The sequence below is a fragment of the Stenotrophomonas sp. 2YAF26 genome, assembly GCF_052114625.1.
Lineage (GTDB): Bacteria > Pseudomonadota > Gammaproteobacteria > Xanthomonadales > Xanthomonadaceae > Stenotrophomonas > Stenotrophomonas indicatrix.
The window spans coordinates 288,141-312,926 of the sequence record NZ_JBFRFC010000002.1; the positions used below are offsets into that span (position 1 = coordinate 288,141).

Here is a 24,786-nt window from a genome sequence, read left to right on the forward strand (position 1 = left end):
CCCCGGAGCCGCCGTCATGCCCCAGACCGTCATCCCGCAGCTGCGCATGCGCCATGCCGATACCAGCCTGCCCTTCTACGTGCAGGGCCTGGGCTTCCTCGTCGACTGGGAGCATCGCTTCGAACCCGGCTTCCCGCTGTTCGCCCAGCTCACCCGCGAGGGCCAGACGATCTTCCTGACCGAACACACCGGCGACTGCGAGGTGGGCGGTGCGGTGTATTTCATCGTCACCGACGTCGATGGCCTGCACCGCGCGTTCAGCGCTGCGGGAGTATCCATCGAGCAGCCGCCACACGATACCGACTGGGGAAGCCGCGAGATGCTGATCGTCGACCCGGATGGCAACCGCCTGCGCTTCGCCACCGACGCTGGCTGAATGCCACGCGCTTGAGCGGGAGTATACGTTTCATATACGCTTCATATATTCCCAATCGAGAACGCCCATGGGCATCGTCAACATCGATGACACCCTGCACGACCAGCTGCGCCGTGCCTGCACCGTCTCCAACCGCTCGATCAACGCCCAGGCCACGTTCTGGATCCGGGTCGGCATGCTGTGCGAGATGAACCCGACCCTGAGCTTCCAGGACGTCGTCGCCAGCGAACTGCGTGCCGCCGGTGTACAGCCGCAGCTGCTTGCCCCCGGGCGGGCCTGAGCCGATGGCCATGATCAAGCGCCCCGACGAGATCGACCGCCTGGCCGAGTCCGGGCGACTGCTGGCTCAGGTCTTCGCCATGCTCGACGCGCTGCCGCTGCAGGGCCGCAGCACGCTGGAGATCAACGACATCGTCGAACGCATGATCGTCGACGACCTGCAGGCACGGCCCGCCAGCAAAGGGCAGTACGGGTTCCCGTACGTGCTCAACGCCTCGATCGACAACGTCATCTGCCACGGCATGCCGTCGGCCGATGACGTGCTGCGCAATGGCCAGATCGTCAACCTCGACATCACGCTGGAGAAGAACGGCTACATTGCCGATTCCAGCACCACGTATGTTGTGGGTGATGCCGACTACGCCGCGCGCAAGCTGGTGCAGGTGACCTACCAGGCCATGTGGAAAGGCATCGCCGCCGTGCGGCCCGGCGCGCGCCTGGGCGATATCGGCCACGCCATCGCCCGCCACGCCCGCAGCCATGGCTACAGCGTGGTCAAGGAGTACTGCGGCCACGGTATCGGCCAGGAGATGCACGAGGAGCCGCAGATCCTGCATTACGGCCATGCCGGCACCGGCATGGAGCTGCAGGAAGGCATGGTGTTCACCATCGAGCCGATGCTCAACCAGGGCAAGCCGGCGATCCGCCAGCAGCCCGACGAATGGCCGGTGTACACGCGTGACGGCAAGCTGTCGGCACAGTTCGAGCACACGGTGGCCGTGACCGGCAGCGGCGTGCGCGTGCTGACCCTGCGCCCCGGCGAAACCCCGTTGTGCGCGGTGGACGCGGCCTAGAGCGGGCGCAGCAGCAACAGCAGCGCAAGGCACAGCATGAAGGCCGCCACGCCTGCATCCAGCAACCGCCATGCTGCCGCGTTGCGGAACACCGGCTGCAGCAACCGTGCGCCGAACCCCAGCCCGCAGAACCAGAGCACGCTGGCCGCGCAGGCGCCCGCTGCGAACACCCAACGCAGGTCACCCGGGTAGCGCGTGGACAGGCCGCCCAGCAGCACCATCGTATCCAGGTACACGTGCGGGTTGAGCAGGGTGAACGCCAGGCAGGCCAGCAGCACCTGCCGCCGGCTGCCACCACTGGCATCGGCAGCGGCCAGCGCGCTGCCACCGCGCCACGCGCGCAGCCCGGCCTGCAGCCCATAGCACAGCAGGAAGGCGGCCCCGCCGAAGCGCAGCACCTGCAGCAGCAACGGCCACTGCAGCACCAGCGCCCCCATGCCGCCCACCCCGGCCAGGATCAGCGCGATGTCCGCGCCCATGCAGGCCAGCACCACCATGCCCACGTAGCGGCGCTGCAGCCCTTGGCGCAGCACGAAGGCGTTCTGCGCGCCGATGGCGATGATCAGGCCGGCGCCCGCAAACAGGCCGGCCAGAGCCGCAGCAATCCACATCCGACGCTCTCCACCTTGAAAGGAGACGCAGGGTGCGACGAACCAACCCGTTAAGGCCAGCTGGTTTTTCTTTATCCTGTGCAGAAAAACTGAAGAGGCACCGCGTGGACCTGGTACATCCGCAGTTGAGCGCCTTCACCGCCGTGCTCGAAGAAGGCAGCTTCGAGGCCGCCGCACGCCGCCTGTCGATCAGCCCGTCGGCGTTGTCGCAACGGATCAAGGCGCTTGAAGACCGGCTGGGCCAGGTGCTGGTGGTGCGCCAGGCCCCGTGCCGGCCTACCGCTGCCGGCGAAGTGCTGCTGCGGCGGGTGCGGCCGATGCAGGCGCTGCAGGCCGAAGCGCTTGCCGAACTGCTGCCGGAACGCGGCAGCGATGCCACCCGTACGCCGATTCCGGTGGCGGTCAACGACGATTCGCTGGACACCTGGTTCGTCGCCGCCATCGCCGAACTGCACCAGCGCCACGGCTACCTGTTCGACCTGCGCATGGACGACCAGGACCATACCCTGGAACTGCTGCGCAACGGCAGCGTGCTTGGCGCGGTCACCGCCGAACGCAGACCGCTGAAGGGCTGCAACGTGCATCCGCTGGGCGCGATGCGCTACCGCGCCATCGCCTCACCGGCATTTGCGCGTCGCCACTTCAGCGCGGGCATGCAGGCCGAAGCATTGGCCTCGGTGCCGATGATCGTGTTCAACCGCAAGGATGAACTGCAATGGCGTTTCCTGCGCAGGCTCACCCGCGCGCGAATGCAACCGCCCGTACACTACCTGCCCTCCTCCACCGGCTTCGTCGATGCTGCCGCGCGTGGGCTGGGCTGGTGCCTGGCACCGGAGGCCCTGGTCACGCCAGCGGCAGAGGCCGGGCAGATAGTTGTGCTGGAACCGCATCGCTGGCTCGACGTACCCTTGTTCTGGCAGCATGCCGCCGTGCGTTCGAGCACGTTGCAACACATCACCCACGCGCTGCGTACCGCCGCGGGCAATACCCTACGTTGAAAAGAGCATGATCCAGACCACCGCAGACCCCGGCTTCACGCGCGGACCACTACCGTTTGCCCACTTCTTCACTACAGGAACGGCATGCGCCTGAGCTGCCCACGGACAAGGATGCATCGCGCGCTCGGCGCTGCCGGCCTGGCCTTGCTGGCCAGCCTGCCGCTGGCTGCAGCGGCGCAGACCAGCGCGCCTCCCGCACTGGAATGGGAACAGGCGCGGCAGCGTCTGGAACAGGTCTCCGACGCGCTGGCCGCTGCTGATGCCGGCGTGCGCAACAAGGAAGAGCTGCAGGAAGCCACCCGCCTGCTGCGCCTGCCGGAGATCACCGGCGAAGTGCGCCGCCTGCAGTTCCAGAAGACACTGACCCTGCCGCTGGGCTCACTGGCACCGGTGGCCGAGGCCTATGGCATCGACTCGCCGCTGTCGTTCACCGAACGCGATTGGCGCACGCGGCCGGTGGTCACCGCAGTGCTGCCGCTGTACACCGGCGGCCTGATTCCCGCCGCGCAGCGTGCTGCCGGCGCGGCCAGCGAACAGGCCAGCGCCGAGCGCGAAGCGCAGCGACAGTCACTGACCGTGCAGCTGGCCCAGGCCTACTTCGGCCAGCGCCTGGCAGAACAGGCCGTAGTCGTGCGCCGCGATGTGCGCGATGGTTTGAGCCGCCACCTGTCCGATGCGGAGAAACTGGAACGCGAAGGCTTCGCCACCCGCGCACAGCGCCTGCAGGCCACCGTCGCCCGCGACAAGGCCGAGCGCGAATACCAGAAGACGCTCAATGATCTGGCCACGCTGAAGGCTGCTCTGGCCACCCTGCTGCGCAGTGGCGGTGATGTGCAGCCGTTGTCGCCGCTGTTCGTGCAGCGCACCCCGCTGGAACCGGTCACCACCTTCGAGCGCACCGCGCAGGCACGGCAGCCACAGATCGCGCGCCTGCGGGCGATCGTCGCGCAGGCCGAACAGGGCGTGCGCGTGCAGCAGGCCAAGCTCAAGCCAACGGTATTCCTGTTCGGCCAGTACGACTTCCGGCGCCGCGACGAAATGCTGACCGATCCGGACTGGGCGTTTGGTATCGGCTTGAAGTACACCTTCCTGTCGCCGAACTCACGGCCGGCACAGATCAGCGCTGCGCGCGCGCAGCAGGAGCAGGCCGAGGCCGGCCTGCGCGAGGCCGAGAACCAGGTGGCACTGGGTGTGCGCAAGGCCTGGAACGAGCTGGAAACCGCTCGCCAGCAGTTCGTGCTGCTGGACAGCAGCATCGCCCAGGCCGACGAGAACCTGCGCCTGCAGGAGCTGGCCTTCCGCGAAGGCCAGGCCACCTCGCTCGACGTGATCGATGCGCGGCTCGGCCTCGGCGGCGCCCGCGTCGAACGTGCGCAGGCGGCCTACCAATACGATATCGCCTTGGCCCAGTTGCTTGAGGTGAGTGGACAGATGGACCGCTTCGAAGACCATCGGCGGCGTGCAGACGAGGTGATCGATCATGAATGATGTGTTGCACGACGAAGCAACGACGCCCCCGGGCAAGCGCCGGCTGGGGCCGATTCTGCTGGTGGTGCTGCTGGTAGCGGTGGTGTTGGGCCTGTGGCTGGCCTGGCGCAGCCCCGCCGACCAGATCCAGGGCATGGCCGACGCCGACACCCTCAACGTGTCGGCCAAGATCACCGCGCGCGTGGCCGAACTGAAGGTGCGCGAGGGTGATCGCGTGCAGGCTGGGCAGGTGCTGTTCCTGCTCGACAGCCCCGAAGTGGCGGCCAAGGAACAGCAGGCGCACGGCGCGCTGGCCGCGGCGCAGGCGGTGGCCGACAAGGCCAACGACGGCGCACGCAGCGAAGACATCCGCGCGGCCGAAGCCAATTGGAAGCGCGCCGAAGCCGGTGCCACCCTCGCCGAAGCCACCTACCGGCGCGTGCAGAACCTGTTCAACGAAGGGGTGATGACACGCCAGAAGCGCGACGAAGCGGCTGCACAGGCCACCAGCTCACGCGAGCTGGCCCGCGCCGCCCGCGCCCAGTACGACATGGCGTTGGCCGGTGCGCGCGAGCAGGACAAGCGTGCCGCACAGGGGCAGGTGCAGCAGGCACAGGGCGCGGTGGCGGAAGTCAACGCCGCACGCGTTGAAGTGGAAGGTCGCGCACCGGTGGCCGGTGAGATCAACAAGCGCATGGCCGACCCGGGCGAACTGGTCCCGGCCGGCTACCCGGTGTTCACCCTGGTCGATATCGACCGCATGTGGGTCTCGATGAACCTGCGCGAATCGCAGATGCAGGGCCTGAAGGTCGGCAGCAAGCTGCGTGGCAGCGTGCCGGCGCTCGGCAAGGACGGCGAGTTCGAGGTCTATTTCATCAATCCCGCGGGCGACTACGCCACCTGGCGCACCACCCGTCAGTCATCGGGCTATGACGTGCGCAGCTTTGAAGTGCGGGTGCGCCCGGTACGCCGCATCGAGGGCTTCCGCCCCGGCATGAGCGTGCTGTTCGCATGGCCGCAGCACTGAATACCGACCGCGGCGGCTTCGGCGGCTCATGGCAGCGCGAACTGCGCCGGTTGCGCAGCAACCGTGCAGACCTTGCGCTGGTCACCGTGCTGCCGCTGTTGATGCTGGTGGTGATGGCCTGGATGTTCTCCGCATCGGTGATGCGCGATGTGCCGATTGCCGTGGTCGACCTGGACCACAGCAGCGACAGCCGCCTGCTGCTGCGCATGCTGGATGCCAGCCCTGGTGTGCGCATCGCCAGCCAACCGGCAGGCATGGATGAGGCACGCGCGCAGTTGCGCCGGCTGGAAGTGTTCGCGGTGGTGCTGGTACCGCGCGATGTGACCCGCCAGGCGTTGCGCGGCCAGCAAGGCACCGTGTTTTCCTATTACAACGCCACCTACATGACCACCGGCCAGTCCGCCGCGCGTGATATCGGCGATGCGGTATCGGCATGGAATGCGCGCCTGCTGCGCGAACGCATCGGCCTGCAGGTCGGGCCGGGCAAGCTGCGTGCCGCGCCCATAGCGGTGCAGTCGGACATCCTGTTCAATCCGGCGCGCAGCTACGAGCTGTTCCTGCTGCCGCTGATCTTCCCGGCGGTGCTGTCGCTGGTACTCGCGCTGGCGGTGGCCGGCAGCCTCGGCCGCGAGATCCGCGACGGCACCCTGCCCGCCTGGCTGGGCCACGCGCCGTGGTCGGCCATTGCCGGCAAGGTGCTGCCCTATGTCCTGCTGTTTTCGTTATACGGCGCGCTGGGCGCGGCTTACCTTGCCTGGCTGCGCGGCGACGGCATCGCGGGCAATGTGGTTCTGCTGCTGCTCGCACAGCCGCTGTTCTACCTGGCCACCGCGGCCTATGCACTGTTCTTCGTCGGCGTCACCCGCGACATGGGCACCGCCCTGTCCGCAGTGGGCCTGAGCATCGGCACCGCGCTGGCCTTTTCCAGCGCCACGTTCCCGGTGATCGACGCGCCGTTGTTCACCCGCGTCTGGCACCTGCTGCTGCCACTCAGCGCCTACATCAAGCTGCAGACCCAGCAGCAGTTCATCGGCTCGCCACTCGTGGTTTCGCTGTGGCCGCTGGCCACGCTGCTGCTGATGATCGTGGTCGCCGGCGGCATCGGCGGCTGGCGCCTGCTGGCGTTCGCACGCACGCCGCAGGCCGCGCAACCCGCCGGGGCCGGCGCATGAGCAGGATCTGGCACAGCCTGCGACAGACTCTGTTGGCCGTGCTCTGCGACCGCTATGCGATCGTGGTGATGGTCGGCGCGGTGATCCTGTACTCGTTCTTCTACCCCGCCGCCTATCGCCACCAGGTGGCCGGCAACCTGCCCGTGCTGGTGGTCGATGAAGACCACAGCGCGACCAGCCGCGAACTGCTGCGCAAGCTCGATTCGCTGCGCGTGGCCCATGTGGTCGGGCAACCGGCCGACCTGCAGGAAGCGCGCGCACAGCTGGAAACCGGCCATGCCGAAGGCATCGTGCTTATCCCGGCCAACCTGGAACGCGACATCCTGCGTGGCCATCCGGCCAAGCTGGTACTGCTCGGCAATGGCGCCTATCTCGGCCGCGCCAGCTGGGTGCTGGGCAGCGTGGCAGATGCACTGGGTGCGTTCGGCCGCGAAGCAGCGGTCACCCAGGCCGCGTTCATGGGCGCGCCTCAGGCACCACCAGTCACCCTCGTGCAGCGGCCGCTGTTCAATACGCAGGAAGGCTATGGCAGCGCGATCGTGCCCGGCGTGGCCGAACTGATCGTGCACCAGACGCTGCTGATGGGCATCGGCGTGCTGCTCGGCGGTCGCCGCCTGGTGCTGGGCCGGCGCCTGCAGTTCGACCTACCCACCCTGACCGGCATGGCCCTCGGCTTCGGCCTGATCGGGCTGTTCGGGCTGTTCTGGTACGCCGGCTTCACCGCCTGGGTGCAGGACTATCCGCGTGGCGGCAACCCACTCGGGCAACTGCTGGGCGGTACGCTGTTCATCGCTGCGACGGTAGCCTTCGGCCTGTTCGTCGGCAGCTTCTTCCGCACCCGCGAGCGCGCCTTCCAGTACATCATCGCCACCTCGATCCCGCTGTTCTTCCTGGCCAGCCTGTCCTGGCCGGCGGTGATGACCCCGCGCCCACTGGTGTGGCTGGCGCAACTGTTGCCCACCACTTCCGGCATCAACCTGATGGTGCGCCTGAACCAGATGGACGCCAGCCTGGCTGAGGTCAGCCACGAGCTGATCACCCTGACCGCCCTGCTGGTGCTGTACAGCGCCCTCGCCCTCTGGCGCCTGCACAGCAAAAAGGGGACGGAGGGGATCAAGTCGTAATCGGCGCGAAGGGGAGAAACCGACTTGATCCCCTCCGTCCCTTTTTACGGTTCCGGTGCGTACCAGAACGGGATGCTGTATTCGCGACGGCGGCTGGGCCCACGTTCGCCGCCGTCGGCGTTCCAGACCAGTCGCAGGTCATGCCGGCCCGGTTTCAGGTCCGCCATCGGCAAGTAGCCCACCAGTCCGCGCATGTCCAGGTCGCGGCGCTCCATCGGCACGAAATCATGCAGGTCGACCTTGCCGCCATCGAGCTGCACCGTCCACAGCAGTGCCATGCAGTTCACCGCCGCTGTCGCCGCCTGTGCACCCTGCGCTTCGTTGCGGGCACCACCGGCACAGCGCTGCCGTGCTACCGGATTGTCACGCTGCGGACGGTGCGGAATGAACAGCCGCAACCGCGATGCACTGATGGTATCGGCCGGAATCATCGGATAGGGCAGCAGCTGGTCGTGCGCCGAGCGCAGCGATTCGTAGTGCGCGCCCAGCATGCCATGGTCCACCGCTTCTTCGGTCATCACGCTGTAGCGGTTGAACAGCGAGAACTTCAACGAGCCGTACACCTGCAGGGCGGCGAGCATCATCGCCAGCATGACCGCCGATATATAGATCACGGTGAACGAGCGACTGCGCAGGTTGCTCTGCAGGGTCCACTGCATGGTCTGCAGCAGGCGCAGCATCGGCACCCGCTGCAGGCCAGCCAGCACCGACTGCAGCCGCTTCTCCTGCCGTGTGGTGTCCAGGCCCCGCGCGTGGCGCCGCGCAATCGACTTCTCCAGCAGCATCGGCACCATCGCCAGCCCGAGCAGGAAGATCATCAGCACCGCAACGATCGCCAGCGTGATGCGATCGACATCACCGAAGGCGGCACCGATGGCCATCGCCACGCCCAGCGAGACAGTGGCCACCACCAAGGTGCCGGCCAAAGTCTGCACGCACAGCAGCGTGGTCGAGAACAGCATGGTGGCAAGCCGGTCTGCGCGTTCGATGGTGCCGTCGAGCCCACCGTCGCGCTGCTTCAGGAACGCACGCGAGAACGGCCCCAGCATCGTCAACCGATCCCAGTCGATGCCTTTGGGGAAGTGCGATTTCAGGCCGATCAGGCCGATCCAGTAGCCGCGCACCGCCAGGTGGATGATCAAGGCCACCGCCAGCACGTAGCACATGCCGACGCCGATGCTGAAGGCGAACCACAGCGCCTGGAAATAGACCCCTTCGGTATGCAGGCTGCTGCGCGCCCAGGCATCGAACAGGTAACCCGGCACGGCCAGCAGCGCGAAGGCAAGCAGGCCGGAAATGAACAGCTCCAGCTCGTCGGTGCGGTCGCGCACGCGGGAGTAGCTGGCTGTCGTGCGAGGCACTGCATCGGCAACATCGGACGGTTCCCGACGGTCTACAGCACTCGACTCGTTCACTGGCGATTCATCCCTGGAGGTCGGCGCAGTATAGGCATCCACCCCGCTTCACGGAACGGGACCGGAAACGAAGAACGCCGGCACAGGGCCGGCGTTCGGGGTACAGCAGTGTGGAAGGGGTCATCGCATGGGGGATCAGCGGTAGACGCGCTCACAACGGCGCTCGACCACGCGATCACCAGTCTTCTGCTGATGGTTGCCCTGGATCTGCCGGCCGGCTGCGCCGCCCGCCACGGCACCGGCAACAGTTGCCAGCTTCTTGCCGTTGCCGCCGCCTACCTGGTTGCCCAGCAGGCCACCGACCACGGCGCCGGTGGCGGTACCGGTGATGCGGTTGGGATCGCGGGTATTGCGCTGCACTTCCACGTTCTTGCAGACCACGCGGCTGCCATCGTTGAACTTGCGCCCTTCATCACGCGGGCCGTAATTCTGTGCGCCAGCGACGGACGAGGCCGCCAGCAGGGTGCCCAGCACCATCAATCGGGTCGAGGTCTTCATGGCCATCTCCTGTGCTCCGGTATGACGCAAGTGTCAGCCTGCCGGTGGCAACTGCAGGTGAAATCCACGTCTCCGAAGGTTGAGCGGCCATCATCGATTCAGGAAACAAAAATGCGCCCATCGCGACCAGCATCGCGATGGGCGCCGTCTCCCACCCGGCTTAGAACTCTTCCCACCCACCCGTGTTGGCCGCGAGCGAGGGCGCGATGCGCGGCGGCACGCCGGTCACGCGACGCACCGGCGGCACGCTTGCAGCGACCGCTGCCAACATCGGACGGACTGCTGCCGCCGCCACCGAAGCCCCGGTGCGGAACACCGATACCGCCTCGGCCAGCAGGTTGGCCTGCTCCTCCATCGAACGTGCTGCAGCGCTGGCCTCTTCCACCAGCGCAGCATTCTGCTGGGTGGTTTCGTCCATCTGCATCACGGTCTGGTTGACCTGCTCGATGCCGGAACTCTGCTCCTGCGAGGCCGCCGAGATCTCGGCCATGATGTCGGTCACCCGCTGAACCGACGCGACGATCTCGCCCATCGTGGTGCCGGCCTGACGTACCAGCGCCGAGCCGTCGGATACCTTGCCCACCGACTCTTCGATCAGGCCCTTGATCTCCTTGGCCGCACCCGCCGAGCGCTGTGCCAAGGTGCGCACCTCGCTGGCCACCACAGCAAAACCCCTGCCCTGCTCACCCGCACGCGCAGCTTCCACGGCGGCGTTGAGCGCCAGGATGTTGGTCTGGAAGGCGATGCCATCGATCACGCTGATGATCTCGGCGATCTTCTTCGACGACGCTTCGATCGCACTCATAGTGGTCACCACCTGGCCGACCACCTCGCCGCCCTGCGAGGCCACCCCATGTGCACCGATCGCCAGCTGGTTGGCCTGGCGCGCGTGTTCGGCGTTCTGCTTCACCGTGGAGGTCAGCTCCTCCATCGACGCTGCCGTCTCTTCCAGGTTGGCCGCCTGCTGCTCGGTACGCCGCGACAGATCGGTATTACCCGAGGCAATCTCCCCCGCTGCCAGATTGATGCTGGATGCACTGGCCTGGATACGGCCGACGATCTGGGTCAGCTGCTCGACGGTCGCGTTGCAGTCGTCGCGCATGCGGGCGAACACACCGTGGAAGTCGCCCTGCATGCGTACGGTCAGGTCTCCGCGCGAGATCGCCTGCAGCAGGCTCGACACCTGCACCAGGTTCTCATCGGTGGTCTGCATCAACCGGTTGAGGCCGGTCACCATCTCGCCGAAATCATGCTCGAAGCGTGCTTCGTCACCGCGCAGGCTGAAGTCGCCCGCGGCCGCGGCTGTGGCCAGCCGGCGGATCTCGCCGTTGATGGCCGACAGACTCGATTTGGTCTCGTCCATGGCCTGGGTGATCGCCGCCTTCTCGCCCGGCAGACGATCCATGTCCACCGACAGGTCGCCGCGCGCGTAGTGCTTCATCACCTCGATCAAGCGGTTCTGCACCTGCACGTGCGAGCCCACCAGCGCGTTGGTGTCATGCACCATGCGCCCGTAGTCGCCGGGGAAGGCGCTCTCGTCCATGCGATAACCCAGGCTTCCATCATCATGCTGCCGCGCCATCTCGCCCTGCGCGGCCATCACCGCCTGCAGCTGCCCCTGCATGCGCTGCATGGACTTCAGCAACTGGGTCACCTCGTCATTGCCCGAAGCATCGATGACGTTGTCCAAGCGACCGTTGGCGATGCCATCGGCCAGCTTCACCGCACCCGCCAAGGGGCGGGTCAGGCTGCGGGTGATCGCCCACGCGGCCAGTGCGCCGAGAATCAGGCTGAGCACACCGAAGGCGATGGACAGGGTTCCCGTCCACGCTTCCGTGGCGCGGTATTCCTCACGGCTGCGTTCGGTCAGGGTCTCCTGGTGCCGCAGCAGGCTGGAGATCGCTCCATTCCAGGCGGTGGCCAGACCGTGCTCGGCCAGCAGCTCGGTAGCTGCACCGTCGTAGTCGCCCGCCTTCATCCGCTCGTGCAATTGTTGAGTGGAGACGTCGGTCGCCTTGCGCGCCGCCGCGATCTGCGCCACCAGCGTATCGCCGGTGGCATCGCGGGGAATCTTGACGTACTTGTCCCAGATACCGTCGTAGGTGCGGCTCAGTTCTTGCGCCCGCTGGTAATCCTTGTCGAACTCCTCGCCGCGCTTGATCACCATCAGGCGACGATGCATCAGCACCGCGTTGTTGGTATCGAGCATGTCGTTCAACAACCGCATCTTGACCATGTTCACGCCCACCACTTTCTCGAACTGGGCGGACTTCAGATGGTTTCCATACAACACCAGGCCGACAATGGCCAGGATGAACAGCAACAGCAGACCGAAGCCGGCAGAAAGCCGGGATCCTACACGGAGGTTGCGTAAGGCAAGCATCTCAATTCCCTTGATTGTGGCCCTACTTTCGATGGCGGCTCGACGGGGGGAAACTTTAAGGAAGTTTTACGCTTCGAATCCTCATCAAAGTGAATCCGTTCAAACACTCTTTGATATATATATCGGGCCCGAACGCCTCGCAGGCAGGGTAATCCTCAATATTATCCATCCAGGCCAATGACCGCCCGCATCGAGAAGAAGCCCTGCTCCCCTCAACGGTAACGTCAGTCTGTCCGATGCCCTGCAGCAGAACCTCCTGCTGTGCTTCGTCGAGGGTTCACGGCTTCATGACACCTGCATCGACAACGCATCCGCACGGAATCAGGTTCGGTTCGATCATGCAGACAGGGTCACGCGTGCTCGCGGAAGTGGTCGACGTGGGCCTTGCCCAGGACACCGCGGATGCTGACATCGTTCTCGGCCGCGATGTTGGTTGCGGTCAGGCTGATGTTGCCCTCCGTGGTGGCCATGCACACGCGCTGCAGGCGCCTTCACCAGCACACTACCGGGCAGCGAGCGGCAGCAGAAATGAATGCATGCGCGGCAACCAGTTACTGATTGGAAATCAGAAACTCCGTCTCAGTCAATGCGCACCGCCCACCCACGCGCCAGAATTCAAAATAAGGACCGAAATCCACATCCAACTCAAACAAGGAGCCACCGATATACCATGCCAAATAATAGTCGGCAGCCAACCCATAAAGCGCCTCAAGCAACGCATACACCTGATCAGACTCGGATATCCTGCTCGCCCTCAGCGAATCACCAATTCCATCGAACAGCCAGTGATGAGGAATATCACGCTGAAGCGCGGAATCCAGATCACTCTCGGCAGCAAAAACCACCTTCGCGCGCCTGCAGATTCCTTCAATCTCAACATCACCTATCTTTCCGCATATCTCCTCCTGCCCCCTCAGCCACTCACTTCCAAGCCTGACAATCTCTTCGCGTGACGTTGAGAATCGCGGACGCAGGTACAACGAACCGTCCAGGCTACCGGAAGAAATAACCTTGACAGCCTTCGCATGCAAATCCAACGAAGATGGAAAATAACCAAATATCTTCCGGAGCTCGACATCGGTTCCGTGCTCTTTCAACAACCCCAAAAAATGGGACTTATCAAACACAGCCGACCCTTCACAGAACGCACACCAATCGGACAGAAGAGTCCTCACATCTATATCCCTCAAGATTTTGGGAGCGGCGGAAGCAGGGCGGGATCAATCTTCCAGCGATCCCTCAGAATTATAATACCCGAATTGAATTCTTCGAGCGACTTGCTTTCGTCAATTATCCGGCCCAGCTCGTTGTGGAAAGTACCGGAGCCGTGACCACCATGACCGCCCGGCTTTCCATCAGCAGGATTGGTCCATTTCAGATCTTTCGTCTTGGTTCTGAACCTCTTGATCTCATCCATCGAAACACCCCACCCCTTGAAATCAGGGGCTCGACAGACCATGCACCATTCGTGCAACCCACCGGGTTGACGTATGCGGGCTTCGATCGCGTCTCGGGTCCTCTTGTTCTCCCAAAGCACTTCCAGTTCCTTCGAAGAAAGCTCGTCGAACCAACGGTTGAATTCTCCATTTCGAACACTGGGAACTTTCCCATCGGGAAGCAGCTGGTCCAGTGATCGAGCCGGCACCTCCGACGCCGCACCACCCCGCTTCAGGACCGTGTCAGCGGTCGCGGTCTCCACTGACTTGAGGATCTCGTTCGATCGGCGCCCAGCCTCTCTCGTGGCAGATCCTGCGATCTCCACGCCCACCTCACCAACGATCTTTGCTCCCGGCATACGTATCGGAATCAAGAACGTTGCGGCGGTAATTGCGGCACCGTTGCCATCACCGCGCGATACGCTGGCAATCAGACTGCCGGCAGCCCCAACATCGCCACTGAAGTTTTCCAGCATCATCTGGCCATCGCGACCGCGCACCATCGTAGCGCGCAGGCTGTTCAGACCGAAATAGGGAAGGTTCAAATCATCTCTGTGGACACCCGAGCCGAGCAGAGAATTGAAGACCTGCCTGTACAGCGAGTCGTCCTTGAGCAACTCCTTCCCGTAGAGACTGAAGTTGTTGTACTCAGCTTCCGTCGCGCCGAACCCGTACTTCCCGCCCATGGTGCTCAGGAACGCGGTGGCTGCGGCATCCACATTCTCGTTGCCCACGATGTTGTTTATTTTTGCATCAACCCGCGCAGCCCCTTCCACTGTGAGCCGGCGAATCGCCTCCGCCTCGCTGATGCCCTCCTGCTTGGCGAACGCTGCCGCGTGCGTGTTGATCCACACCACCTCATCGGGATGCAACTGACGATTGAACCGGTCTCCCAGCAACGCGGTCGTTGCACCATCACTGCCACCTATCACGCCACCCAGGGCAGCGCTGGCGATCTCAATCAGACTGTTGAACTCACCGCTGTCTGGATTCAGTCCCTGCCCAGTCAGGAAGCGAATCATCGCCCCCTTGGCCAGCTCTGATCCGGCCGCTCCGGTGGCCGCATTGCTGAGATCCCCGCCACTGAGGGCCGCTACGGCTGCGCCAGTCAGGCCATGCAGCAGCACCTTGTTGCGCCCACCTTCACCCCATTGGTCGATGCGGCGAAGAGCATCGGCTTCGGACTCGGCATCGCCGTTGGCTCGCGCGATCTCAAGATCGGCGGAAGCCTGCGCGCGCTTGCGCTCTGCCAGATTGCCGGCAGCCAGGAATCCAATCTGCCCCAACATCTGGGTCAGTTCCTGCCGCTCCTGCACTTTCTTTTCGTCGAAGATCGGTGAGAATCCGTTGGCACCATCCAACCCGGTCACACCACGCTGCACACCCTCCAATGCGGAAAGGTCGCCATTCCGGATCTCAACCGTACCCTCGGCCAGACCGCTACGGGTGGTGGAACTCTTGCTGTCACCGGTTGGCAAGCCTGGGGCCAGCGACGGATCGAAGGACAGGCCATCGGAGGGGTTGCCACCGCCGCTGGTGCCTCCGCTTACCGAAGCAGAAAGAAACTCGGCTCGATTCTTGAGTTCCTCAACAGTCAGACTGCCCGTGGAGAGCAGGTTTTTCGACGGATCACCCGTGCTGGCGATCACAGCACCAGCGAGGTGGGTATTGCCGCCCACCTGCAGCTGGAATCCACCGCTACCCGCTGCGATTCCCGTCTGTTCGCGAACACTGCGATAGTCGCTGTCGATCATGCTGGCACTACCGCTGGCACTGCCCTCAAAGCCGTAGCCGATCGTCGCCTCGCCCTTCGCGGCCAACTGCTCTGTCTTGTAACGGTCTGTGTCCTGCTCGCTGCGCAACGTCAAATCGCCGGCCACACGTCCGACGACTTGATCGGCCAGCAGCTGTGCGCCTTGCAAGGTGGTGTTGCCGCCACTGGTGAACGTCAACCTGTCGCCGGCCTGGATGACGCTCTCGTTGTGAAGAGTGCCCTCGCCGTCCGCTTTACCGCGCGCAGCATTCGCGCCTACGTAGACACCGATGGCAGCGCCACCGCCACTGCTGCCGCTGATAGCAACGCCCACCTCCCCGCCCAGTGACTGGTTTCGACTCTCTTGGGAGTAACGATCTTCACTGCTGCGGATGATCAGGTCATTGACTGCAGCCAGATCAACATTGCGGCCGGAGACCTGGCTACCGACGATCGTCAGGTCACCGCCGGTCGCAGCAACAACCACGTCGCCGTCGCTCTTCAGCAGGCTGCCCCGATGCGTCGTCTGCTCCATCACGCTTTCGGAGCGCGACCGCTGGCTGCCAACCGTCACTCTGACATTCAGGCCGGCACCGCCCTCGCCGTTGCCCGACTGCTGGCCGGCCGCTTCGGCGACGGCTATCGCTCCCTGCGCCGCCTTGTACGCATAGAGGGCTTTCAGACGATCGTCTTCGACGTCACCTGCTCTCTTGGCGGTCGCATAGACCGCCCTTGCGCTCTGCACCGTATCAACGCTCGCGCCACCCAACGCAACATTCAAGCCGGACTGGCGGAAGTAGCTGTTGTCTGTATATCTCGTCTGCTGCTCGGCAGCATCGATGAGGACGTCCTTGCCGAGCATCGTCGTCCCCGTTCTGGAGAGAACGTCAGACCCGCCCAGATGAAGCGTTTCACCTGCAGACAAGGTCACACTGCCAAGTGCACTGCCGATGAGGCTGCCCTCGGCGACGGTTTCAGTCAGCGAGGTACTGTTGCCGCTGCTTCGACTGCCAAAGGTCACTCCGATGCTTCCATTCATTCCACTCAACAGCCCGGACTTTTTGCGGTCGCTGCTGTGTTGCTCGGAATGTGTGGACTCCGCCGCGACAATGCTGAGACTTCCTTTGGCCGCCATCACTACATCGCCGGTTGCGGCCACCTTGGCGCCCTCTGCCAGGATGTCGCGACCGGATCCAACGGTGACTTTCTCTGCAGAGAGCGTGGTGCCAACTGCCAGCACATCCTGCGTGGCGTCATGCGTCGCTGTTCGTGTGCTTGATGTCAGCCCACGCTTCTTGCTCTGCGCGTCTCTTTCCCACGCATGCGATTCCTTGGCGCCAAGCAGGTTTACGTCCCGCTCCGCGCCGATGATGATCGTGCCTTTATCGCTCCTGGCACTTGCTGCGATCAGAGTGACGTCGCGCCCTGCACTCAGCGCGATATCTCCCCCCGCCTGCAGCTGGCTCCCGCGCACCGTTTCATCACTCTGGCGTGTCTGCAGCGAGCTGCGTTTGCCGGCGCCGGCGAAATCCCGGCTCTCGCTGTCCACCAGCGCGTGGCTGTTGATGTCACCACCCGCCTGCAACGCCATGTCGCCACCAGCCTTCACCTGGGTCGCAGCTAGGTTGATGTCCTTGCCGGCGACCAGCACTACGTCGCCCGCACCCTCGATGGAGGTCATCGCATGGGTCGTCTGGCTGGTGCGGGTGTGGTTGCGGTTGTCAAAGGTGCTGTCGGTGCTTCGGCTCAGGGTCTGCGCACCCAGATCCAGATTGCCACCGGCAGCCAACTGGGTGGAACCATCCTTGCCGGCATTGCGGATCTGCGCGGCCTGCAGGCTGATGTCACCGCCCGCAACCACCGACAACATGCCGTCGCCGCTGGGGTTGGTCACATACAGGCCGGCGACGCGATCGATGCGGTTGGTCTCGTATTGGTAGGTACCACCGCCCCGCTGTGTTTCCACCGTGGAGGCCACCGTGATATTGCCCGCCGCCTGCACCGACAGCGCATCGGTCGCCGTCACGGATGCACCGGCAATGCGGATGTCCTTGTCCGACGCCAACCCGACGTATTGGCCGGAGATGCTGCCGCCCAGGTGTTCGATGTTGCCGGCATCGATGGTCACCAGTTTGCGGCCAGCGATGTCACCGGTGTTGACCAGGCCATTGGCCAGTTTGATATCGACATTGGCACCGGCCAGCAGTGCGCCCTGCCCATCCAGGTCACCCGGGCGCAGGCGCAGGTAGACCTGCGGCACCAGTGCGGTGGTGGTACTGCCGTCGGCCAGGGTCACGGTCTGCTCGACGAGCCAGACAATGTCACTGGTCAGCTGCGCCATCTGCGCCTCGGTCAGCGCCACGCCCGGGCGCAGGCCCCATTCGCTGGCTACGGTAGCGCCGGCTTCCAGCAGCGCGCGGTACTGCGCCTCATCGCTGGCGTAACCGTCAAGGAAGCGGCGGCCGGTCAGCTCGCCGATCTGCTCGCGCACCAGCTTCTGTTCGTAGTAGCCGTCACCCAGCCGCTTCTGCACGGTATCGGGCGAGTAGCCCATCTGCCCCAGCAGATGGTCCGAGCTCAGCCACGTCTTGTGGTCGGTGAAGCGCGGATCGGTTTCAACCAGATAGTTGCCGCCGTTGCGGTTGACGTTGAATAGGCTGGCCGTGGGTGCACGGGTGTCCGGCGCGCCCATCGCAATGCGGTCCGGCGAGCCGCCGGCGGCGGCGACCACGCGCGCCCCGGATGCGGCGCCACTGCCGGCGATACCCCCGACCGTGCCGCCCTGCTGCGTGCCGGCGGCATCGGCCACCTGCGCCAGCGCGCGTTCCGCCCCCGTCCCTACGCTGTGGCCCGGTCCCTGCGCACCGTTATGGCCAGGGCCGTCCGGCAGCGTCTTCGGCCCCTGCACGTTGAGGTTGGCCATTGCCGCGCCATCCTGCACGTTGGGTGCGTTGCGCCCCTGGTTGAGGTTGCTGAGATCGCCAACGTCGATGGTCAGGGTGCCGCCACTGGTGATGCTGCCGCCGATCTTCCCGGTCACTTCGGAGATCGCCGGGTTGCTCCAGGTGACGAGGTCGCCGGAGAAGGTATGCCCCACGTTGTTGAAAGCATGGGTGCGATACAGCGTCGCAGCCAGGTTCTCCACCTTGGCGGTGCCACCCAGGCCAACGATGTCGAGATTGCCGCCGGCGGCAATGCTGCCGTAGTGATTGCGCAGATCATCGGTACGCAATCGCATTGCACCACCGGAGCGGATGACCGCATCGGCGCCTACGCCTGGCCCCAGAACATCCTCGGTCACCGTCTGCGTGGCGATGCGGTACTGCTCGTTGCTGCTGACGTTGTTGCCGCCGGAACCGCGCGGATTGGTCAGGTGCTGGTCCGGGGCATAGTCCTTGTAGGTCCACAGCTGCACACAGTTGGTGGTGCAGGTGCCATAGGCCGGTGAATAGGTCAGCTTGTCATCGACATAGCGGAATGCCGGCGAATCCGGGTGCAGATGGGTCAGCTCGGCAAAGGGATCGTCGGCGCCACTGCCGGCCTGGTCCGGGTTGGCCTGGTTGTCCTGGCGCCCTACGTAGTACAGCACCACGGTGCCATCCTGCAGGTTGAGGCGCGAACGCTCACCCAGCGCGGCATACAGGCCACCACGTCCAAAGAAGTACGCGCTGGTCTGCGCGGTAAGGCGCACCACCGCCCGGTGTACGGTGAAGCCGTCGGGGGTGATGTGCGGCGTATCTTCCAGGATATCGGCCGGGTTGAGGTAATAGACCTCCTGGGCGATGTAGTGGCTGGTACTGCGGATGTTCTCGGTGCCGTTCTTGCCGTTGCGCCACCATGCCGGCCGATCCATGCGCACCGGCGCGTTCACCGTGGTGGTCTGGGTGATGACCACGTTCTCACGGATGTTGTTGATCACGCCCGCATCGATCGCCAGGTTGCCGCTCACATCAATGATCGAACCGATGTTGTCGATCCTGCCGGCCGTGCCCGCAGCAATGCGATCAGCCCCGAGCGATCCACCGATGGCCGCATCGCCGCCGCTGTAGATCAGGCCCTTGCCGGTGTTCTGCAGTTCGCGCACGCCCAGGTCCAGGCGCTCGCGCGCGGCCACGGTGCCGACGCGGGTGGCACCGTTGGCATCCTCGGCATGGTTCTTCAGCACGCCGGCCGAGATCGCCACGTGGTCGCCATAGATACGGCCGGTGCCAAGGTTGTCCAGCACGTCGGCTTCGAGGTGGGTCACCTTGCCGTCGATCAGGCCGCGATTGGTCAGCTGGCCGCGTGCATTGAGATGGGTGATGCCTTCGCTGGAGATCTCGCCGTTGGCCGCGTTGGTGATGTTCTGCGCGTTGAGATCGAGGTTGCCGCCACGCAGTACGCCCTGGTTGTCCAGGTCGCCGGACAGATGCAGGGCCAGCGTGCCGTTGGCCACCCATTCACCGCGGTTGCTCAGGCCCTGCTGCAGGGTCAGGCTCAAGTCGCGCTGGGCGTGTACCTGGCCGTCCTCGCTGAGCGCGCGCGCCACCAGGGTCTGGCTGCCATCGGCCCGCAGCAGGCCGCCACTGTTGGCAACGCTGTCGGCACTGCTGTCGAGGTTGCCGCCGGTGGTGATGACACCCCCGTTGTTCTGCAGCTGGCCGTTGACCTGCAACCGCGCGCCGCCATCGGTGACGATCTGTCCCTGGCTGTTGTCCAACCACTGCGTTCCGAACTGCAGCTGGCCTGCCTGCAGGCCGCGGGTGCCATCGCCGCCGCGGGTATTACGGTTGTCGACGCTGGCTGCGGTGAGGGTCAGCAACTGGCCGGCGGCGATCGCGCCGGCAGTGTTGTCCAGGTGCCCGCTCAGGGTCAGGTCGAGATTGCGCCCGGCCTGCACGCGCCCGGCGCCGTTGGCCAGCGTCGTCGCCTGCAGCGACAGGCCCGCCGCGCTGGCAAGCGTACCGCCGGCGCTGTTGTCGGCACTGGCCAGCACCAGCCGCGCATCGCCCTGTGCGTTCAGCGTGCCACCTCGGTTGTCCAGCGCACCAGCGTCCAGCTGCAGTGTGCCCGCCGCCAACAGGCCACCACTGCTGGCGGTGTCCCGGTTGTCGATGGTCTGCGCTGCGGTATCGATCAGCAGATCGGCGGCCGACTGCACCCGGCCGCCCTGGTTGAGCAGCGCGCCACTGTGCACGGTCAGCGCACCCTTCTGCGTACCCAGCGTACCTGCGCTGTTGTCCAGCCGCTGGCCGCGGGTATCGACGGTCAGCTGCCCCCCCAGCAGCGTGCCGCGTTGGTTGTCGAGGCCAGTGGCCTTCAGTTGCAGCAGCTCGCCGGCCTGCATCGCGCCATCGCTGTTGTCCACGCCTGCAACCGTGGTCAGCAGCAGGTCCTTGCCTGCCACCACCGTGCCGTGCCGGTTGTCGAGGCTGGCAGCGTCCAGCGTCATCGAACCAGTGCTGGACAGCAGGCCCTGGCTGCCATTGTCGAGACGACCGTCGATGCCCAGCACCAGGTCGCTGCCGCCGGCATGGACAGTACCGCCGAGGTTGTCGAGGCTGGCGGCATTGATCGTGCCCGCGCCACCCAGCAGGATGCGCCCGCTCTGGTTTTCCAGTGCCTCGCCGATGGCCAGGGTGGAACGGCGGCTGCCGGCGCCCTGCAGGGTGCCCTGCGCATTGATCAGCTGCCGCGCGGAAACGTCGAGCACGCCATTGCTGGCCAGCGACCCGCCGCGATTGTCCAGCAGCCCCTGCACCCGCAGGCGCAGCGCTTCTTCGCCGGTGGCAGTGAGCGCACCGCCGGCGGTGGTCAGGCTGTCGGCAGTGACGTCGATGCGGCGCGCCGAGGTGGTCGCCTTCGACAGGTCAAGCGTTTTGCCCTCCAGCACCAACGTGCCATTGCTGAGCACGCTGCCACCCGCACCCAGCAGGGTCTGTGCGAGCACCTGCAACTGGCCGCTGCCGGCGTGCTGGATCTTGCCTGCGCTGTTGTCCAGCGTCTGCGCCTGCAGCGTCAGGTCACCATTGCTGGCCAGCGTACCGCCGGCATTGCCCAGCGTGGTGGCATGGATGCGGCTGGCACCCTCGCCACTTGCGATGATGCGGCCGCCGGTGTTGTCCAGCGTTCCGGCCTCGAGGTCGAAGCGATCAGCCCCCAGCGTTGCGTCGCGATGGTCTACCTCATCCGCGCGCAGGGTCAGCGTCGCCGCAGAGACCAGCGTGCCCTTGCTTCCATCCAGGCGGGCCGTGGTGATATCCAGGCCCTGGTTGCCGGCCTGGCGGATGGCACCGGCGGTATTGTCCAGCTGTGCGGCAGTGAGGGTCAGCCGGTTGGCATTGCTGGCGATGGTGCCTTCATGGTTGTCCAGCGTACCGTTGACCTGCAACGTGCTGTCGGCTGCACCGGCAGCACTGAGCGTGCCCTTGCGGTTGAGCAGTTCACCGGCCTGCACGTCCAGCGCGCCGTTGCCAGCAATCGTGCCGCCGCTGTTGTCCACGGCCTGCGCCACGCGCAGCTGCAGTGCGTCGCTGCCGGTGGCGCTGAGGTTGCCGCCGGCGTTGTCCAGGCGCTCGGCATTGATCGCGATGCGCTCGGCCTGGGTGGTGCTGCCGGCACCCAGTACCAGCTCGCCCCCCTCAAGCGTCAGCGCCGACTGGCTGAGAATCCGGCCCGCCGCGCCCTGCAGCGCATCGGCACGGATCTGCAGCGTGCCACTGCCCGCGTGCTCGATTGCACCGCTGCGGTTGTCCAGCCGCGCCGCCTGCAGCAGCACGTCGCCCGTGCCGGCCAGGCGGCCGCCGTTGCTGTTGTCCAACAGTTCGCGGGCCTGCACCTGCAACAAGCCGCTGCCCGCCGCAAGCACCTTGCCGCCCTGGTTGAGCAGGCTGCCGACGTGCAGCTGCAACTGGCCGTTGCCAGAGATCGCACCGGCGCTGTTGTCCAGATCGTCGCGCACGGTCAGTGTCGCGCCCTGGCTACCGGCCGACTGCAGCGTGCCCTTCTGGTTGTCGATGCGGCCCGCATCGATGCGCAGGCCCGCATTGCCAAGCACCTGCCCGCCTTGGTTGTCGAAGGTGCCACCTAACTCCAGCGCCAACTCGGAATTGCCGAGCGACACGATCTGGCCACCGGCGTTGCGCAGGCCGTCGGCCTGGATCTGCACGCTCTGCGCCGAGGTGATGCCGCCACTCACATCCAGCTGGCCACCGGTCAGCGACAGGTCGCCGTTGCTGAGCAGGCGGCCTTCGCTGCCTCGCAGCGTATCGGCGTGTACACGCAACGCGCCGTTGCCGGCCTGCTGCAGCAGGCCCTTGCTGTTGTCCAGCGTGGTCGCTGTCAGGTGCAGCTCGCCATTGCCGGCCACGGTGCCACCGGCACTGTTGTCCAGCGTACCGGCGCGCAGCATGCTGCCCTGGTTGCCCAGCGACAGCAGGCTGCCGCCGCGGTTGTCCAGCGTGCCGGCGACGATCTGGAACTGCGCTGCGGTGAGCGTGCCATTGCGCACGTCCGCATTGCCCACCGTCCAGTCCAGGCGACCGAGCGTGCTCAGGCGACCGCCGGCACCGGTCCAGTCGCCCGTGGTCAGCAACAGGCCGCCGTTACCGGCATGCTCGATGCGGCCACCGGCATTGAAGACCCGACCTGCCCCCAGCGTCAGGCGCTCGGCATTGGTCGCCAGCAGGCCGCCCTCGTTGTTGAACGCGCCTTGCACTGTCCATGCCGACTCGGCACTGCCGGCATGGCGCAGCTCGCCTGCCCGGTTGTCCAGCGACTGTGTCTGCAGCTGCAGCGTACCGGCCACACTCAGCGCGCCCTTCTGGTTGGATAGCGTGCCCAGCCGCAGCGCAGCGTCACCGTGCACCTGCAGTGTGCCGCCATCGTTGTTCAGATCGCCCGTGGCGCGCAGCGAGGCCACACCAAGGCGGCCTCCGCTGTTGTCCAGACCATTGCCCGCAACCAGCGAAACACGACCGCCGTTGCTGATGCTGCCGCCGTCGTTGTCGAGCGTGCCGGCGATGTCCAGCACACCTGCGGCCAACGGAACAGCCGGCGTCACCGGCGTACCGCCGCCAGTGCCGGTACCCGGTGTACCCGGAGTACCCGTACCGGGCGTGCCGGTTCCGGGCGCACCGGTACCTGGCGTTCCGCCGCTTCCCGGCGAGGTGCCACTGCTGGGGGTACCGCCGGAGCCGCCCGACGCCACCGCATCCAGCGCACCGATCAGGCCTTCGCTGCGATTGCTCACGCTGCCCGCGTTGAGGCTCAACGCCTGCACGCCGGTCTGCTCGATGGCGCCGCCATGGTTGCGCAGGGCCTGTGCCTGCAGCTGCAGGCGCTGTGCATTGAGCTTGCCGCCACTGTTGTCCAGCGTGCCACCGGAGGTGATCGCAGCTTCACGCGTGGCAGCGATGGTGCCGGCATTGGCCAGATCGCCGCTCGCGTGCACGCGCACGTTCTGCAGTGACTGCAGCGCGCCGGTGTTCTCCAGCCGGCCATCCACCGTGACCACGAGTTCGCCGGCCTGGGCACCGATGCTGCCGGCATTGCGCACGCCCACACCGTGTTCATTGCCGACCAGCCAGATCTTGTTGGCGAACATGCCACCCAGCGCGCCCACATCCAGTGCAAAGGTCGGCGCATCGCCGCTGGCCGCCGCAGCGTTGACCTGGCTGTGGTCGGCACTGACCACGTTGTTGCCGAGGGTCGCCTGCAGCTGGTTGGCCCAGATGCCGGCGTTGACCTTCAGCGATCGGGTGATCAGGTCGGTGTAGTCGGCGCGGCTGGCATCGAGGCCATCGCCGTTGACCTCGATTGCCCCACCACTGACCCGATAACCTTCCAGCGAACCGCTGCCGCTGAACACCGGCGTGCCGGTGGTGAGCGTGACGCGGCTGGCATTGAGGAAACCACCACCGTTGACCTGGATACCGGCCGGATTGGCGATGATGACCTCGGCGCGCTGTCCGGCCACTTCCACATAGCCATTGAGTCGGCTGGCCGGGCCGTTGACCTCGTTGAGGATGACCCGTGCGCTGCCGGTGGCCAACCATGGATTGCCCTGCACCCAACCGCCCAACTGCGTCTGCACCTGGCCACGCGCGTTGTTGAGGATCACGCCCTCACGGCCGACATCGAACTGCGAGTAGCGGTTGCGTGAGACACCACCGGCCGACGGCGTGGTGATGTTGACCATCGGCACACCGTTCGGCGCGGTCACCACCGTGGGGCGCTCACGGCCGGGCGCGTTGGGATCGGACACAATGTGGCCACCCGACTGCGCCTGCGCCAATGGCGCCAGGCTGACCCATCCCAACGCGCACATCAGTGCGAAGCCGAGCGGCGACACGGCTGCCGTCTGCCGGCCGGCGACCTGGCCGACCAGGCCGCCACCGCCTTTCACCAGTTCCGAAGCGACCTGCCACACGCGCAGCGCGCGATTGAAAACCAGGCGATAGATGCTGTTCATTT

General features: G+C 65.5%; 14 protein-coding genes. 8 read left to right on the forward strand and 6 right to left on the reverse strand.

Annotated features, from left to right (window positions below):
• Window positions 1-16: 16 nt before the first annotated feature.
• The 3 genes from AB4Y98_RS03640 (at window position 17) to map (ending at window position 1,449) form a co-directional block, all read left to right on the forward strand.
• Complete coding sequence (locus tag AB4Y98_RS03640; RefSeq protein ID WP_394195833.1) at window positions 17-376, forward strand: bleomycin resistance protein; 360 nt, start codon at window positions 17-19, stop codon at window positions 374-376.
• Window positions 377-443: 67 nt separating this feature from the next.
• Window positions 444-656 (forward strand): ParD-like family protein, encoded by a 213-nt coding sequence (locus AB4Y98_RS03645; protein ID WP_025873788.1) that lies wholly within the window; start codon window positions 444-446, stop codon window positions 654-656.
• A gap of 10 nt (window positions 657-666) precedes the next feature.
• Window positions 667-1,449, forward strand: a complete 783-nt coding sequence (gene map / locus AB4Y98_RS03650; protein ID WP_394195835.1) for a type I methionyl aminopeptidase — start codon at window positions 667-669, stop codon at window positions 1,447-1,449.
• On the opposite strand, the gene AB4Y98_RS03655 is transcribed toward map, so the two are convergent.
• On the reverse strand, window positions 1,446-2,060 hold the full coding sequence (locus AB4Y98_RS03655) for a LysE/ArgO family amino acid transporter (RefSeq protein WP_394195837.1): 615 nt from the start codon (window positions 2,058-2,060) through the stop codon (window positions 1,446-1,448). The genes map and AB4Y98_RS03655 overlap by 4 nt on opposite strands.
• 104 nt (window positions 2,061-2,164) lie before the next feature.
• Between AB4Y98_RS03655 and AB4Y98_RS03660 the strand changes: the two genes are divergently transcribed.
• From AB4Y98_RS03660 to AB4Y98_RS03680, 5 genes are all read left to right on the forward strand, one after another.
• Window positions 2,165-3,058, forward strand: coding sequence for a LysR family transcriptional regulator ArgP (locus AB4Y98_RS03660; RefSeq protein ID WP_394195839.1), 894 nt, complete (start codon window positions 2,165-2,167; stop codon window positions 3,056-3,058).
• A gap of 111 nt (window positions 3,059-3,169) precedes the next feature.
• Window positions 3,170-4,546, forward strand: coding sequence for a TolC family protein (locus AB4Y98_RS03665; RefSeq protein ID WP_442243789.1), 1,377 nt, complete (start codon window positions 3,170-3,172; stop codon window positions 4,544-4,546).
• Complete coding sequence (locus AB4Y98_RS03670; RefSeq protein WP_442243790.1) at window positions 4,539-5,552, forward strand: HlyD family secretion protein; 1,014 nt, start codon at window positions 4,539-4,541, stop codon at window positions 5,550-5,552. The genes AB4Y98_RS03665 and AB4Y98_RS03670 overlap by 8 nt, the downstream gene beginning before the upstream one ends.
• Window positions 5,537-6,724, forward strand: a complete 1,188-nt coding sequence (locus AB4Y98_RS03675) for an ABC transporter permease (protein WP_353100652.1) — start codon at window positions 5,537-5,539, stop codon at window positions 6,722-6,724. The genes AB4Y98_RS03670 and AB4Y98_RS03675 overlap by 16 nt, the downstream gene beginning before the upstream one ends.
• Window positions 6,721-7,848: an ABC transporter permease gene (locus AB4Y98_RS03680; RefSeq protein WP_442243791.1), complete on the forward strand. Its 1,128-nt coding sequence runs from the start codon at window positions 6,721-6,723 to the stop codon at window positions 7,846-7,848. The genes AB4Y98_RS03675 and AB4Y98_RS03680 overlap by 4 nt, the downstream gene beginning before the upstream one ends.
• Before the next feature lie 44 nt (window positions 7,849-7,892).
• On the opposite strand, the gene AB4Y98_RS03685 is transcribed toward AB4Y98_RS03680, so the two are convergent.
• From AB4Y98_RS03685 to AB4Y98_RS03705, 5 genes are all read right to left on the reverse strand, one after another.
• Window positions 7,893-9,179, reverse strand: a complete 1,287-nt coding sequence (locus tag AB4Y98_RS03685; RefSeq protein WP_442243792.1) for a hypothetical protein — start codon at window positions 9,177-9,179, stop codon at window positions 7,893-7,895.
• 219 nt (window positions 9,180-9,398) lie between these two features.
• Window positions 9,399-9,767, reverse strand: a complete 369-nt coding sequence (locus AB4Y98_RS03690; protein WP_025873797.1) for a glycine zipper 2TM domain-containing protein — start codon at window positions 9,765-9,767, stop codon at window positions 9,399-9,401.
• Between the two features lie 154 nt (window positions 9,768-9,921).
• Complete coding sequence (locus AB4Y98_RS03695) at window positions 9,922-12,144, reverse strand: methyl-accepting chemotaxis protein (protein WP_442243793.1); 2,223 nt, start codon at window positions 12,142-12,144, stop codon at window positions 9,922-9,924.
• 551 nt (window positions 12,145-12,695) lie between these two features.
• Window positions 12,696-13,271 (reverse strand): hypothetical protein, encoded by a 576-nt coding sequence (locus AB4Y98_RS03700; RefSeq protein ID WP_442243794.1) that lies wholly within the window; start codon window positions 13,269-13,271, stop codon window positions 12,696-12,698.
• 59 nt (window positions 13,272-13,330) lie between these two features.
• On the reverse strand, window positions 13,331-24,784 hold the full coding sequence (locus AB4Y98_RS03705; RefSeq protein ID WP_442243795.1) for a hemagglutinin repeat-containing protein: 11,454 nt from the start codon (window positions 24,782-24,784) through the stop codon (window positions 13,331-13,333).
• Between the last annotated feature and the right edge of the window lie 2 nt (window positions 24,785-24,786).